The organism is Enterobacter cloacae complex sp. 2024EL-00711, assembly GCF_047529885.1.
Classification (GTDB): domain Bacteria; phylum Pseudomonadota; class Gammaproteobacteria; order Enterobacterales; family Enterobacteriaceae; genus Enterobacter; species Enterobacter ludwigii.
Genome location: NZ_JBLIZC010000001.1, coordinates 1 through 14,795 on the forward strand (window position 1 = coordinate 1; position 14,795 = coordinate 14,795).

Genomic DNA, 14,795 nt, shown 5'->3' on the forward strand with positions numbered 1-14,795 from the left:
GGGAAGGATTCGAACCTTCGAAGTCGATGACGGCAGATTTACAGTCTGCTCCCTTTGGCCGCTCGGGAACCCCACCACGGGGTAATGCTATTTACTGGCCTGCTTCCTGCTGGAAGCGGGGCGCATCATATCAAATGAGACGCCCCTGTAAAGCGTTACCACAATAAAAATAAACTGGTTGCCTGAATTTTACGCGTTAAGCTGTAAAGCTAACCAGTTCATTTTCTTGTCGATTAAAGAATAATCGTTCTGTTACCGTAAACGAACACACGTTGCGCCAGCACCTGATAAAGCGCACGACTGAGTACGTTCTTCTCTACGTCACGCCCGGCGCGCATCATATCTTCTGCGGTATAGGTGTGATCCACGTGAATCACGTCCTGCATAATGATTGGGCCTTCGTCCAGGTTGTCATTCACGTAGTGCGCGGTGGCGCCGATGATTTTCACACCGCGTTCGTACGCCTGGTGATAAGGACGTGCACCGATAAAGGCTGGCAGGAATGAGTGATGGATGTTGATGATCTTGTTCGGGAAACGCGCCACGAAAGATGGGGTCAGCACACGCATGTATTTCGCCAGTACCACGTAATCCGGGTTATGCGCTTCGATAGCATTGGCCATCAGGTTGTCATGTTCTTCACGGGTATGGCCTTCATGGCTGACCAGCTCAAACGGAATATCAAAACGTTCAACCAGCGTGCGCAGCGTCTCGTGGTTACCGATAACGGCAGCGATTTCAACATCGAGGCCACCGTAGTTTGCTTTCATCAACAGATCGCCAAGACAGTGGGCTTCTTTCGTCACAAGAATAACAACGCGACGACGGCCAGCGGGGGTCAGTTCACGCACAGAGCCTTCAGGCAGCGCGCTGTCGAGATCGGCAAGCAGGGTGGTGTCGTTGAAAATCCCTTCGAGTTCGGTACGCATAAAGAAGCGTCCGGTACGGTGGTCAACGAACTCGTTGTTCTGCACGATATTCAGTTCATGCTTATAACAAATGTTGGTAATTCGTGCGATCAGCCCTTTTTGATCGGGACAGATGGTGCGCAGAACTTTACGTTGTAGTGATTGCATCGCCGGGAAATCCTGTTTGAGTATTTGCGAAGTCTGGGTTGTCAGGCATTACTGCCCGCAACACTTTTTAAATTTTTTACCTGAACCACAAGGGCAGGGATCGTTACGACCAAACTGTGGGCGCGTTCCGTCAATATAATACCATTGCCCGCTTTCCTTTAAGAACCGGGAACGTTCGATAATGGCACCGGGCTTATTGCGTTCGATAAAGCGGGCAACGAAGCTGACATAACCTTCATCAGCATCACTTCCCGTTGACGATTCATAGACGGTAAGGCCGAGCCATTGGGTATTAGCAAATCCGGCTTCAATATCCTGTCTGAAATCGGCAGCGTGGCAGGACGGGTGCCAGGTTTTAATCAGGTAGTCTGCGTCTTTGATCACAAAAGCAGTATACCGTGAACGCATGAGGTGTGACGGGTCTGGTGCAACCTGATCGCCAGACAGATATCGCTGGCAACATAGGCTATACTCCAGAGCGCTACCACAAGGGCAGAGTTGAGACACGATTCTCTTCCTGGAACAAAAAATAAGGGCGTTAAACGCTTCGGGTAGCACCATGTTAACTGAGCAGTTGCGTTGATGCTATGTCAGGAATCCAGGGGACGTAAAACAGGGCTAATGAGAAAGGTTAAAATTGGACTGGCGCTGGGCTCAGGTGCAGCCCGGGGATGGTCGCACATCGGCGTGATAAATGCCTTAAAGCAGATGGGCATTGACGTTGATATTGTTGCAGGGTGTTCAATCGGATCGCTTGTGGGGTCCGCATACGCGTGTGGAAAGCTTCCGGAACTTGAAACCTGGGTACGCTCCTTCAGTTACTGGGACGTATTGCGCCTGATGGATCTCTCGTGGCAGCGCGGTGGGTTGCTGCGCGGTGAACGGGTCTTTAACCAGTTCCGTCAGATTATGCCTCTCGATGACTTCAGTCATTGTCAGTTACCCTTCGGTGCCGTTGCGACGAACCTCAGTACCGGCCGCGAACTCTGGCTTACCGAAGGGGATATCCATCTTGCCGTTCGCGCGTCCTGCAGCATGCCGGGCTTAATGGCCCCTGTTCCGCACAACGGTTACTGGCTTGTCGACGGAGGCGTTGTTAACCCGGTCCCCATTTCCCTGACCCGCGCTATGGGTGCCGATATCGTTATTGCTGTGGATTTACAGCACGACGCTCATCTGATGCAACAAGACCTGATGCCAGTCAATCTTCAGAGTGAAGATGCCGAGGGCGAAAAACTGGCCTGGCATGAGCGTCTGCGCGGACGTCTCGGGCGCATGGCCGCCCGGCGTGCGGTAACTGCACCCACGGCGATTGAAATTATGACGACCTCAATCCAGGTCCTGGAGAACCGCCTCAAGCGCAACCGCATGGCTGGCGACCCGCCGGATATTCTGCTTCAGCCGTATTGTCCGCAAATTTCTACCCTTGATTTCCATCGGGCTGAGGCCGCCATCGCAGCGGGCTCGTTAGCCGTCGAAAAGAAAATAGATGAGTTGCTGCCTTTTGTGCGAACAGCACGTTAAGCACCTTTTTTTGACTACTTCAGCAAAATCTGACAGGCGACAGTGCCGATAGCATGCCACTATGTAGTTACTGTCAGCCAGGGGAGGAACCATGACGAAGCCATTGGCCGGAAAACACATTTTGATTGTTGAAGACGAGCCCGTTTTCCGATCGCTACTGGATTCGTGGTTATCATCACTGGGGGCAAACACTTCACTGGCTGACGATGGCATCGACGCGCTGGAAAAAATGGTCAATATCACGCCTGATCTGATGATTTGTGACCTTGAAATGCCACGGATGAATGGACTGAAGCTGGTCGAACATCTGCGCAATGAAGCCAACCAGATGCCGATACTGGTGATTTCCGCCACAGAGAACATGGCGGATATAGCCAAAGCCTTGCGTCTGGGGGTTCAGGATATTCTGCTTAAACCGGTTAAAGATCTTAACCGGCTTCGTGAAACCGTCTTAGCCTGTCTTTATCCAAATATGTTTAATTCCCGGGTTGAGGAAGAGGAACGCCTTTTCCAGGACTGGGACGCCTTAGTGAGTAATCCCCCTGCGGCGGCGAAACTGTTGCAAGAACTTCAACCGCCGGTACAACAAAATATTTCTCACTGTCGTGTGAATTATCGTCAGCTGGTGGCCGCTGACCAGCCAGGGCTGGTGCTCGATATTGCGCCATTATCGGATTCAGACCTTGCATTTTATTGTCTTGATGTCACCCGGGCAGGGGATAATGGTGTATTAGCCGCGTTATTACTTCGCGCGCTATTTAACGGGTTGCTGCAGGAACAACTCTCCCATCAGGGACAGCGGCTTCCCGAGTTAGGCAGTTTACTCAAACAGGTAAACCAGCTTTTTCGTCAGGCCAATTTACCCGGACAGTTTCCGCTGTTGGTAGGTTATTACCACAGCGGTTTGAAAAATCTTATCCTCGTTTCCGCGGGGCTTAATGCCTCGCTGAATACCGGGGAACATCATATTCAGGTCAGTAACGGTGTCCCGCTTGGAACATTGGGTACGGCTTATCTTAATCAAATTAGCCATCGCTGTTCCTCCTGGCAGTGCCAAATTTGGGGTGCTGGGGGACGGCTACGCTTAATGTTGTCCACGGAATAAGCAGTTGGATCTTAATTTTAAGATTGCTTTACCTGTGATTTACGGGGAGTGCTACTATCGCTGCCCGGAATCATGCGTATTTGTCCTAATTGATCGGCAACGCGTTCTTTTCAGACCCGGACTGCGGGATGAGGCTGATATACTTAACGCGTTATTTATTGCATAAAAGTTCAAAACTTGAACAGCTCAGGAGAATTTGAATGGCTGCCCTAAATTCGAAAGTCAGAAAGGCCGTCATCCCGGTAGCGGGATTGGGGACCAGGATGTTACCAGCAACTAAGGCGATTCCTAAAGAGATGCTGCCTCTGGTTGATAAGCCATTAATTCAGTATGTCGTTAACGAATGTATCGCGGCCGGCATTACTGAAATTGTGCTGGTTACACATTCATCAAAAAACTCTATCGAAAACCATTTCGATACAAGTTTTGAACTCGAAGCCATGCTGGAAAAACGTGTTAAGCGCCAGCTACTGGAAGAAGTTCAGTCTATTTGCCCGCCACACGTCACCATTATGCAGGTGCGTCAGGGGCTGGCTAAAGGTCTGGGCCACGCAGTCATGTGTGCGCATCCCGTTGTAGGTGATGAGCCTGTTGCGGTGATCCTGCCTGACGTTATTCTGGACGAATATGAATCAGATCTTTCTCAGGACAATCTGGCTGAGATGATCAAACGCTTCGATGAAACAGGCAGCAGCCAGATCATGGTTGAACCTGTGGATGATGTTACCGCTTACGGTGTTGTTGACTGCAAAGGCGTTAACCTTGAACCGGGTGAGAGCGTGCCGATGATTGGCGTGGTTGAGAAGCCTAAGGCCGACGTAGCGCCTTCTAATCTGGCGGTTGTAGGTCGTTATGTCCTGAGTGCTGAAATCTGGCCTCTGCTGGCGAAAACGCCTCCAGGAGCGGGTGATGAAATCCAGCTTACCGATGCCATTGATATGCTGATCGAGAAAGAGACCGTTGAAGCTTACCATATGAAAGGTAAGAGCCATGACTGCGGTAATAAGCTCGGTTATATGCAGGCGTTTGTAGAATATGGCATTCGCCACAATACGCTCGGTGAAGAATTTAAAGCCTGGCTCAAAGAGAGCGCGGGTATTAAGAAATAACTCAGGCTTCATTTGATCTGAACCGGTGAGGCTCTGCCCACCGGTTTTTTTATGCCCATAACACACCGTCATCACGTCCGATTGTAAGGCAAGCTAAATAGCCAAATAACGCTTTATGACAGAGTGTAAGGGGATGTTTGCGGTAAATTGCGGGTAAAAAAAATCCCGCATTACGCGGGATTTTTCTGGAAGCGAGATGATTAATCCTTGATCAGGAAGTCATCCAGCTGTTTACCTTGCTCATCCATTGCTTTCTTGATAACAGCAGGAGTACGACCCTGGCCGGTCCAGGTTTTAGTTTCGCCGTTCTCGTCAACATAGCTATATTTAGCAGGACGAGCAGCGCGTTTTGCTTTGGTACCGGTTTTAGCTGCAGCCATGCTGTTCAGCAATTCATTTGGATCGATACCATCAGCAATCAGCATTTCACGATATTGCTGCAGTTTACGAGTACGCTCTTCGATTTCAGCAGCAGCAGCGCTTTCTTCTTCGCGACGTTCATTAACTACAACTTCTAATTTTTCCAGCATTTCTTCAAGCGTTTCGAGGGTACATTCTCTTGCCTGCGCACGAAGAGTACGGATGTTGTTCAGAATTTTAAGTGCTTCGCTCATTGTAGTAATCTCAAACTTATAATGGGGGGTGGTTTGTTGTCCTAATAATAGAGCGATAAATTCAGTTGTGCAATAGCTGGGAATGTAAGGAATTCAAAAAATAGTGAATATTGCCGCTATTATTAATTACGCTAACTTAAATTTCATAACCCGCCAGTCTCGCTTGTTATCACGTAAAGTGGCTTAACGCAGTCGATTGCATCTTTTTTTTGTGACATTTGCCTCAGGAATTATAGTTGCGGCGGATAAATATCAGCCTTTTGTATTAGTTTACACCGGGTATGTTAAGGCAGAAATAGTTAATAAATAGTGAATTTTAATGAACGATGATTCCACTATAAAATGAAGTGTTATGTTTGGCTGACCCTATAACATATTGGCTGGGGTGGATGCGTTTACTTCATGTTTTAACGGATTATTTTTGCAAAATGCCGGCGGTAAACCTCGCGCTGAACCGCATAGTCTGTGCGTCGTATCGCTGATAACCAGACAAAATATGGTACAATGAATCATCGGTAATATTACACATTGATTAGGGTTTTACGGCCAATGGCACAACTTTATTTCTACTATTCGGCAATGAATGCCGGGAAATCGACAGCGCTACTGCAATCCTCATACAATTACCAGGAACGTGGGATGCGTACCGTTGTTTATACGGCTGAAATTGACGACCGCTTTGGTGCAGGGAAGGTGAGTTCCAGAATAGGCCTCTCATCGCCTGCGAGGCTGTTTAACCCGCAAACTGACCTGCTGGAGGATATCCGCGCAGCGCATGCTTCACAGCCCATCCATTGTGTTCTGGTTGATGAAAGCCAGTTTCTGACGCGTGAGCAAGTTCATGCGCTTTCAGAGGTTGTCGATGAGCTTGATATTCCCGTTCTGTGCTATGGGTTGCGCACTGACTTTCGTGGTGAGCTATTTGCCGGCAGCCAGTATTTACTTGCGTGGTCGGATAAACTCGTTGAACTTAAAACCATCTGTTTTTGCGGCCGTAAAGCCAGCATGGTGCTTCGCCTCGACCAGGCCGGAAAACCCTATGCTGATGGCGAGCAGGTGGTGATAGGTGGCAATGAGCGCTACGTATCAGTGTGCCGTAAGCATTATAAGGAAGCGTTGATTGTCGGCTCACTGACGGCGCTTCAGCCTGACAACCGCAAATAATCCTTCACAGTAAAATGCAGACATAAAAAAACCCGCCAGAAGCGGGTTTTTTATCAGGCTGTCAGTTACGCGTTTTTCTTCGCTTTCTTGTCAGCTTTAATGACAGGTGCGTCGACTTTCACAGCAACAGTGTCATTTTCTTTGAACTCGCGACCGTAGAAGGTATCCAGCAGGATCTGTTTCAGCTCAGAGATCAGCGGGTAGCGCGGGTTGGCACCGGTACACTGGTCATCGAATGCATCTTCAGACAGCTTATCAACATGTGCGAGGAAGTCAGCTTCCTGAACGCCCGCTTCACGGATAGATTTAGGAATACCCAGCTCAGCTTTAAGGCTTTCCAGCCATGCCAGCAGTTTCTCAATCTTCGCCGCAGTACGGTCGCCCGGTGCACTCAGACCCAGGTGGTCTGCGATTTCAGCGTAACGACGACGTGCCTGTGGACGGTCGTACTGGCTGAAAGCAGTCTGCTTGGTTGGGTTGTCGTTCGCGTTATAACGGATAACGTTGCTGATCAACAGGGCGTTCGCCAGACCGTGAGGAATGTGGAACTGTGAACCCAGTTTGTGTGCCATTGAGTGGCAAACACCCAGGAAGGCGTTAGCAAACGCGATACCGGCGATGGTTGCTGCACTGTGAACACGTTCACGGGCAACCGGGTTTTTAGACCCTTCATTATAAGACGCTGGCAGGTTTTCTTTCAGCAGTTTCAGAGCCTGCAGAGCCTGGCCGTCAGAGAACTCAGAAGCCAGTACGGAAACGTAAGCTTCCAGGGCGTGAGTCACGGCATCCAGACCACCGAACGCACAGAGTGATTTCGGCATTTCCATGACCAGGTTGGCATCAACGATAGCCATATCTGGCGTCAGCGCGTAGTCAGCCAGTGGGTATTTCTGACCGGTTGCATCGTCGGTTACAACGGCAAATGGCGTGACTTCTGAACCTGTACCGGAAGTGGTGGTAACGGCGATCATTTTCGCTTTTACGCCCATTTTCGGGAACTTGTAGATACGTTTACGGATGTCCATAAAGCGCAGCGCCAGTTCTTCGAAGTGTGTTTCTGGGTGCTCGTACATAACCCACATGATTTTCGCGGCGTCCATTGGGGAACCACCACCCAGTGCGATGATCACATCGGGTTTGAAGGAGTTCGCCAGTTCAGCACCTTTACGTACTACGGTCAGGGTTGGGTCAGCTTCAACTTCAAAGAACACTTCAGTTTCAACGCCAGCCGCTTTCAGAACAGACGTGATCTGGTCTGCGTAGCCGTTGTTGAACAGGAAACGGTCAGTCACGATGAGCGCACGTTTGTGGCCATCAGTAATCACTTCATCCAGCGCGATTGGCAGAGAGCCACGGCGGAAGTAGATAGATTTCGGAAGTTTGTGCCACAACATGTTTTCAGCTCGCTTAGCAACGGTTTTCTTGTTGATCAGGTGTTTTGGACCAACGTTTTCAGAGATGGAGTTACCACCCCAGGAACCACAACCCAGAGTCAGGGAAGGTGCGAGTTTGAAGTTGTACAGGTCACCGATACCACCCTGAGAAGCCGGGGTGTTAATCAGGATGCGCGCAGTTTTCATCATCTGACCGAAGTGAGCAACGCGCTCTGGCTGGTTATCCTGGTCGGTGTACAGGCAAGAGGTATGACCGATACCCCCCATTGCAACCAGTTTCTCCGCTTTTACTACCGCGTCTTCGAAATCTTTCGCACGGTACATAGCAAGCGTAGGCGAGAGTTTTTCGTGAGCGAACGGTTCGCTTTCGTCGACAACTTTAACTTCGCCGATCAGAATCTTGGTGGTTGCCGGAACGGTAAAGCCGGCGAGTTCAGCGATTTTATAGGCTGGCTGACCAACGATGGCGGCGTTCAGCGCGCCGTTTTTCAGAATGATATCCTGAACGGCTTTCAGCTCTTTGCCCTGCAGCATGTAGCCGCCGTGGCTGGCGAAACGTTCGCGAACCGCATCATAGACGGAATCTACAACAACAACGGACTGTTCAGACGCACAGATAACACCGTTGTCGAAGGTTTTAGACATCAGTACAGATGCAACAGCACGTTTAATATCGGCCGTTTCGTCGATAACAACAGGCGTGTTACCCGCACCTACACCGATAGCCGGTTTACCGGAGCTGTATGCTGCTTTAACCATGCCAGGACCACCGGTTGCCAGGATCAGGTTAATGTCCGGGTGGTGCATCAGGGCGTTAGACAGTTCAACAGACGGTTGGTCGATCCAGCCGATCAGATCTTTTGGCGCACCCGCAGCGATAGCAGCCTGCAGCACGATATCCGCTGCTTTGTTGGTGGCATCTTTAGCACGTGGGTGAGGGGAGAAGATGATTGCGTTACGGGTCTTCAGGCTGATCAGCGATTTGAAGATGGCAGTAGACGTTGGGTTAGTCGTTGGAACGATACCGCAAATAATACCGATAGGTTCAGCAATGGTGATGGTACCGAAGGTATGATCTTCAGCCAGGACGCCGCAAGTCTTCTCATCTTTATAGGCGTTATAGATATACTCTGAAGCAAAGTGGTTTTTGATCACTTTATCTTCAACGATACCCATGCCGGATTCAGCAACGGCCATTTTAGCGAGAGGGATTCGAGCATCTGCAGCAGCCAGAGCGGCCGCGCGGAAGATTTTATCAACCTGTTCTTGGGTGAAATTGGCGTATTCACGCTGGGCTTTTTTCACGCGCTCGACGAGTGCGTTCAGTTCAGCGATATTAGTAACAGCCATAATGCTCTCCTGATAATGTTTAAACTCTTTTAGTAAACCAGCGCTCGATACGTCTGACAGTATAGACAGAGCCACTACGACTTGCGTTAGATAAAGTAAAACAAAGAGTTACTTTATGCTCTGGCGCGCTAACTTACTAAAAGAGCCTTACCTTAACATCATCCCTTTGTGACAGGTGACCTTCCTGGGGGGCGTAATCAAGATTACTCACTTCTGAGTACGAAAATCATGATCTGCGTCAATTTTTCCCCAAGCTGATACCTTTCAGCAGGGTTATTTATTGTAGATATTTCCAGTGTTAAATAATTAAGTAACTATTGGAAGTGATGCTATCACTGATTCTACATCTGTTTAACATCCTGAAAGGATAACGTTTAGGCACAGATTTCTGGTGAAGTATGCTCATAAAAAGCGTATCTTCAGCGCGATTTTTCATGACAAAGTGTCAGTCCCGGGCATGTGCATAAGCGGAGCAAAACGTGATCCAAACGCTCTTTGATTTTCCAACGTATTTTAAATTTTTTATTGGTCTGTTTGCCCTGGTCAACCCGGTAGGGATCATCCCTGTCTTCATTAGTATGACCAGTTACCAGACGGCGGCGGCCAGGAACAAAACCAACCTCACCGCTAACCTGTCAGTGGCCATTATCTTGCTCACCTCGCTTTTCCTGGGTGATGCCATTCTCCAGCTGTTCGGCATTTCAATTGATTCTTTCCGCATCGCGGGTGGCATCCTGGTGGTGACCATTGCCATGTCGATGATCAGCGGTAAGCTAGGTGAGGATAAGCAGAACAAACAGGAGAAATCAGAAACCGCCATTCGCGAAAGTATCGGCGTGGTCCCGCTTGCGTTGCCTTTAATGGCAGGGCCTGGTGCGATCAGTTCCACCATTGTCTGGGGGACACGTTACCATAGCCTGATGCACCTGATTGGCTTTTCTGTCGCCATCGCTATCTTCGCACTGTGTTGTTGGGGTGTTTTCCGCATGGCACCCTGGCTGGTGCGCTGGCTGGGGCAAACGGGCATCAACGTCATTACGCGTATCATGGGGCTGTTGTTGATGGCGTTAGGCATCGAATTTATTGTCACCGGTATTAAAAGCATTTTCCCCGGCTTACTGCACTAATATTTCAAATGAAAGAACGGGGCCTGCGGCTCCGTTTTTTTACGTGATTATCAGCAAATCATATAACTAAAGTTGAAATGCTCACATATCATAATAAATTCTACTAATAATCCGCTTTTCTTATATTTCAATAAGTTATCAATTTACCTCGTGCCTCTCTGCGCATAAAACCTTCAATCGACCTGTTATTTTACTCACATGATACTCTGGGGCTTGCTGAGTCATAACCGAAATGATATTAGTAATTTCAACGTTCCCCTAGAGGAATGTGCTAAATAATAATCAGTTGTTAAATTTTTGTACAAAACCACTTGATGATAGCGCAGCGACGCGCTTGTAGAGAATGTTTTCTCTATCATATTGAATACCAATGTTTTTATGCGGTATTTGATGTCAGGCAGGGCTGCCCCCCGAGATACGGTACTCACCGTAAAAGAGAATTGCTTAACAAATTTGCAAAATGTATTGGCGCGCGTTTACGCCATTTGATACTTTCCGGCCTAATATTTTGCAGCATAAAACAAGCAGATGAGAATTATTTTCATATAGTCCTCTTCTCACATATCCAGCGCAGGCCTCAGACAGGGGAGACCTGTGAAGAATCGACGCAAGACGGCCATACGAGCGGTCAGTAATAAAAAAGTCGGTGATAGCAAGAAGTAAAAAGAAGAACCTGACAGCAGCAAAAAAAACTCCTGCGCTGTACAGGCCCCAACAGGGGATTACACAGCTGGCGAAGGCCAGTAATTATAATGAGTGGAGTACCAACACAATGTCCATCATCACAAAAAAAAATCTGGTAGCGGCGGGGATTTTAACTGCGCTAATCGCGGGCAACGCTGCAATGGCTGCGGACGTTCCTGCAGGCGTTCAACTGGCTGAGAAACAGACGCTGGTTCGTAACAACGGTGCGGAAGTTCAGTCTCTTGACCCGCACAAAATTGAAGGTGTTCCGGAGTCTAACGTCAACCGCGACCTGTTCGAAGGCTTGCTGGTGACCGACGTAGACGGCCACCCGGCACCGGGTGTGGCGGAAAAATGGGAAAATAAAGATTTCAAAGTCTGGACCTTCCATCTTCGTAAAGATGCGAAATGGTCCGACGGTACGCCGGTTACCGCCGAAGATTTCGTATATAGCTGGCAGCGTCTGGCGAATCCAACCACCGCCTCTCCGTATGCGAGCTACCTGCAATATGGCCACATCGCCAATATTGATGACATCATCGCCGGTAAAAAACCGGTCACCGACCTGGGTGTGAAAGCGATTGATGCCAATACCTTTGAAGTGACGTTGAGCGAGCCTGTTCCGTACTTCTACAAATTACTGGTTCACCCGTCCGTTTCCCCGGTACCAAAATCTGCGGTGGAAAAATTTGGTGAAAAATGGACCCAGCCTGCCAATATCGTGACCAACGGTGCATATAAACTGAAAGACTGGGTGGTCAACGAACGTATGGTTCTGGAGCGTAACCCGCAGTACTGGGATAACGCGAAAACCGTCATCAATCAGGTAACCTACCTGCCAATCTCTTCGGAAGTCACTGACGTTAACCGTTACCGCAGCGGCGAAATCGACATGACCTATAACAACATGCCGATTGAACTGTTCCAGAAGCTGAAAAAAGAGATCCCGAAAGAAGTGCATGTTGATCCGTATCTCTGCACTTACTACTACGAAATCAACAACCAGAAAGCACCTTTCACCGATGTGCGCGTGCGTACAGCGCTGAAGCTGGCACTGGATCGCGATATTATCGTGAACAAAGTGAAAAACCAGGGCGACCTGCCGGCATACAGCTATACCCCTCCTTATACCGACGGTATGAAACTGGTTGAGCCTGAGTGGTTCAAGTGGTCACAGGAAAAACGTAACGAAGAAGCGAAAAAACTGCTGGCTGAAGCCGGTTATACCGCTGACAAGCCGCTGACGTTTAACCTGCTGTACAACACGTCTGACCTGCATAAAAAACTGGCTATCGCCGTCGCGTCTATCTGGAAGAAAAACCTGGGCGTGAACGTGAAGCTGGAAAACCAGGAGTGGAAAACCTTCCTGGATACCCGTCATCAGGGGACGTTCGACGTGGCGCGTGCCGGCTGGTGTGCGGACTATAACGAACCAACATCCTTCCTGAACACCATGCTGAGCGACAGTTCGAATAACACCGCGCACTATAAGAGCCCGGCATTCGATAAGATCATTACTGATACGCTGAAAGTCACAGACGATGCGCAGCGCGCTGATCTGTACGCGAAATCAGAAGAGCAGCTCGATAAAGACTCTGCAATCGTACCGGTCTATTACTACGTTAACGCCCGCCTGGTGAAACCGTGGGTAGGGGGTTATACCGGTAAAGACCCGTTGGATAATATTTCCGTTAAGAATCTTTATATTATCAAGCATTAATGGCAATACGTGGGGCAGGCCTGGCTTGCCCCACTGTGTCTACTTTGTAACATTCATCAGGCACACGCCAGAAGGTACGGGCAATGTTGAAATTTATCCTGCGTCGCTGCTTAGAAGCGATACCAACGTTATTTATTCTAATTACGATTTCCTTCTTTATGATGCGTCTCGCGCCGGGAAGTCCATTTACCGGTGAACGTACGCTGCCACCGGAAGTGATGGCCAATATCGAAGCGAAGTATCACTTAAACGATCCTATCTCCACGCAGTACTTCAACTATCTGAAGCAACTGGCGCACGGTGATTTTGGACCGTCATTCAAATACAAAGACTATTCCGTTAACGACCTGGTGGCGTCCAGCTTCCCTGTCTCCGCGAAACTGGGTGCTGCGGCATTCATCCTTGCCGTCGTTCTCGGTGTCACCGCGGGCGTTATTGCCGCGCTCAAACAAAATACCAAATGGGATTATACCGTAATGGGGGTGGCGATGACCGGGGTGGTTATACCCAGCTTCGTTGTCGCGCCATTACTGGTGATGATATTTGCCATTACGCTGAAATGGCTGCCCGGGGGCGGCTGGAACGGTGGGGCGCTGAAGTTCATGATTTTGCCAATGGTGGCTCTTTCCCTGGCTTATATCGCCAGTATCGCGCGTATCACCCGCGGTTCCATGATTGAAGTCCTGCACTCGAACTTCATCCGCACCGCGCGTGCGAAAGGGCTGCCGATGCGCCGGATTATATTCCGCCATGCACTCAAGCCTGCGCTCCTGCCCGTGCTCTCCTACCTGGGGCCGGCATTCGTTGGGATCATCACCGGCTCAATGGTTATCGAAACCATCTACGGTCTGCCGGGCATTGGTCAACTGTTCGTTAATGGCGCGCTGAACCGCGACTATTCACTGGTACTGAGCCTGACAATCCTCGTCGGCGCACTGACCATTTTGTTTAACGCTATCGTCGATGTGCTGTATGCCGTTATCGACCCGAAAATCCGTTACTGATACTGGAGCACGCCATGATGTTGAGTAAGAAAAACAGCGAGGCGCTGGAAAACTTCAGTGAAAAACTGGAAGTAGAAGGTCGTAGCCTCTGGCAAGACGCCCGTCGTCGCTTTATGCATAACCGCGCCGCGGTCGCCAGCCTGGTTGTTCTGGTGCTCATCGCGCTGTTTGTCACCCTGGCGCCGATTCTGTCGCAATTTACCTATTTCGACACCGACTGGGGCATGATGTCCAGCGCACCCGATATGACGTCCGGGCACTATTTTGGTACGGATTCCTCAGGGCGCGACCTGCTGGTGCGTGTCGCTATCGGTGGCCGCATTTCGCTGATGGTCGGTATTGCTGCCGCCCTGGTGGCGGTGATCGTGGGTACGCTTTACGGCTCACTCTCAGGCTACCTTGGCGGTAAAGTGGACTCCGTCATGATGCGTATGCTGGAAATCTTAAACTCCTTCCCGTTCATGTTCTTCGTTATCCTGCTGGTGACCTTCTTTGGCCAGAATATCCTGTTGATCTTCGTGGCAATCGGGATGGTGTCCTGGCTGGATATGGCGCGAATCGTTCGTGGTCAGACGCTGAGTCTTAAGCGTAAAGAGTTTATCGAAGCGGCGCAGGTGGGCGGTGTCACCACCGGTAATATTGTGGTTCGCCATATCGTTCCTAACGTGCTCGGCGTGGTGGTGGTATATGCCTCGCTGCTGGTACCAAGCATGATCCTGTTTGAATCTTTCCTGAGCTTCCTGGGTCTGGGTACACAAGAGCCACTGAGCAGCTGGGGCGCGCTTCTGAGTGATGGTGCAAACTCAATGGAAGTCTCACCGTGGTTGCTTCTGTACCCGGCGGGCTTCCTGGTCGTCACCCTGTTTTGTTTCAACTTTATCGGCGATGGCCTGCGTGATGCCCTCGACCCGAAAGACCGTTAAG

The 14,795-nt window shown here is 49.7% G+C and carries 12 protein-coding genes; 8 read left to right on the forward strand and 4 right to left on the reverse strand.

The window, feature by feature from the left end:
- Nucleotides 1–233: 233 nt before the first annotated feature.
- On the reverse strand, nucleotides 234–1,076 hold the full coding sequence (gene purU, locus ACMVME_RS00005) for a formyltetrahydrofolate deformylase (protein WP_014170456.1): 843 nt from the start codon (nucleotides 1,074–1,076) through the stop codon (nucleotides 234–236).
- A 48-nt stretch (nucleotides 1,077–1,124) separates the two neighbouring features.
- Nucleotides 1,125–1,583 carry a YchJ family protein gene (locus ACMVME_RS00010; protein ID WP_025203926.1) on the reverse strand — a complete coding sequence of 153 codons (459 nt, stop codon included), beginning with the start codon at nucleotides 1,581–1,583 and terminating at the stop codon, nucleotides 1,125–1,127.
- A 114-nt stretch (nucleotides 1,584–1,697) separates the two neighbouring features.
- On the opposite strand from ACMVME_RS00010, the gene rssA reads away from it, so the two are divergent.
- The 3 genes from rssA to galU all read left to right on the forward strand — a co-directional run bounded on the left by rssA (nucleotide 1,698) and on the right by galU (nucleotide 4,814).
- The gene (gene rssA, locus ACMVME_RS00015; RefSeq protein WP_032669742.1) at nucleotides 1,698–2,600 is read left to right on the forward strand and encodes a patatin-like phospholipase RssA; all 903 of its coding nucleotides are present in this window, start codon (nucleotides 1,698–1,700) and stop codon (nucleotides 2,598–2,600) included.
- Nucleotides 2,601–2,691: 91 nt separating this feature from the next.
- Nucleotides 2,692–3,705 carry a two-component system response regulator RssB gene (rssB, locus tag ACMVME_RS00020; protein WP_014170453.1) on the forward strand — a complete coding sequence of 338 codons (1,014 nt, stop codon included), beginning with the start codon at nucleotides 2,692–2,694 and terminating at the stop codon, nucleotides 3,703–3,705.
- A 200-nt stretch (nucleotides 3,706–3,905) separates the two neighbouring features.
- The gene (gene galU, locus ACMVME_RS00025) at nucleotides 3,906–4,814 is read left to right on the forward strand and encodes a UTP--glucose-1-phosphate uridylyltransferase GalU (protein WP_014170452.1); all 909 of its coding nucleotides are present in this window, start codon (nucleotides 3,906–3,908) and stop codon (nucleotides 4,812–4,814) included.
- Between the two features lie 200 nt (nucleotides 4,815–5,014).
- Here galU and hns read toward each other — a convergent pair whose 3' ends face one another.
- Complete coding sequence (gene hns / locus ACMVME_RS00030; protein ID WP_008502781.1) at nucleotides 5,015–5,428, reverse strand: histone-like nucleoid-structuring protein H-NS; 414 nt, start codon at nucleotides 5,426–5,428, stop codon at nucleotides 5,015–5,017.
- A 549-nt stretch (nucleotides 5,429–5,977) separates the two neighbouring features.
- Here hns and tdk point away from each other — a divergent pair.
- Entirely contained in the window at nucleotides 5,978–6,592 is a 615-nt protein-coding gene (gene tdk, locus ACMVME_RS00035) for a thymidine kinase (RefSeq protein ID WP_032669745.1), read from the forward strand.
- Nucleotides 6,593–6,657: 65 nt separating this feature from the next.
- Here the strand turns inward: tdk and adhE are convergent, their stop codons facing one another.
- On the reverse strand, nucleotides 6,658–9,336 hold the full coding sequence (adhE, locus tag ACMVME_RS00040) for a bifunctional acetaldehyde-CoA/alcohol dehydrogenase (RefSeq protein WP_025203929.1): 2,679 nt from the start codon (nucleotides 9,334–9,336) through the stop codon (nucleotides 6,658–6,660).
- A gap of 479 nt (nucleotides 9,337–9,815) precedes the next feature.
- Here adhE and ACMVME_RS00045 point away from each other — a divergent pair, with 479 nt between their 5' ends.
- From ACMVME_RS00045 to oppC, 4 genes are all read left to right on the forward strand, one after another.
- On the forward strand, nucleotides 9,816–10,463 hold the full coding sequence (locus ACMVME_RS00045) for a YchE family NAAT transporter (protein ID WP_014170449.1): 648 nt from the start codon (nucleotides 9,816–9,818) through the stop codon (nucleotides 10,461–10,463).
- A 772-nt stretch (nucleotides 10,464–11,235) separates the two neighbouring features.
- The gene (oppA, locus tag ACMVME_RS00050; protein WP_020882381.1) at nucleotides 11,236–12,867 is read left to right on the forward strand and encodes an oligopeptide ABC transporter substrate-binding protein OppA; all 1,632 of its coding nucleotides are present in this window, start codon (nucleotides 11,236–11,238) and stop codon (nucleotides 12,865–12,867) included.
- Between the two features lie 83 nt (nucleotides 12,868–12,950).
- Complete coding sequence (gene oppB, locus ACMVME_RS00055; protein WP_014170447.1) at nucleotides 12,951–13,871, forward strand: oligopeptide ABC transporter permease OppB; 921 nt, start codon at nucleotides 12,951–12,953, stop codon at nucleotides 13,869–13,871.
- Nucleotides 13,872–13,885: 14 nt separating this feature from the next.
- Entirely contained in the window at nucleotides 13,886–14,794 is a 909-nt protein-coding gene (gene oppC / locus ACMVME_RS00060) for an oligopeptide ABC transporter permease OppC (RefSeq protein WP_044857337.1), read from the forward strand.
- The last annotated feature ends 1 nt before the right edge of the window (nucleotide 14,795 follow it).